Source organism: Nocardia cyriacigeorgica, from assembly GCF_010858045.1.
Lineage (GTDB): Bacteria > Actinomycetota > Actinomycetes > Mycobacteriales > Mycobacteriaceae > Nocardia > Nocardia cyriacigeorgica_E.
The window spans coordinates 1-314 of the sequence record NZ_JAAGVC010000250.1 but is presented as its reverse complement, the minus strand read 5'-3'; the positions used below and the strand labels follow the sequence as shown (position 1 = coordinate 314).

1 protein-coding gene is annotated in these 314 nt (G+C 74.5%); it reads right to left on the bottom strand.

Annotated features, from left to right (window positions below):
• A partial coding sequence (locus GV790_RS29580) for a tyrosine-protein phosphatase (protein ID WP_163818103.1) occupies positions 1-239 on the bottom strand: 239 nt, incomplete at its 3' end.
• Positions 240-314 lie beyond the last annotated feature (75 nt).

Below are 314 nucleotides of genomic sequence, written 5' to 3'. Positions count from 1 at the left end.
GTGCGGAACACCAGCCCGGTGCGCACCGTCCGGCCGTCGACGGTGCGGTAGCCGCCGAGATCGCGCGCGTTGCGGGCGCCCTCGAGGTGCAGGGAGCGGTCGAAGGCGACGGTCCCCGACGCGACCGGCGGATCAGCAGGCGCGGTACCGGCCGCGGGGCCGAACGCGATGGCCGCGCCCGCAACCAGTGCGACCGGGACACGCAGTCGGTGACCGGCCGTGGTGGAACGGTTGACCATCGCGAAGCTCCCCTCATCGGCTCGCGGTACCCCGGCGACGACGCGCGGACCCACGGCAATTCCCGCCCAGCAACC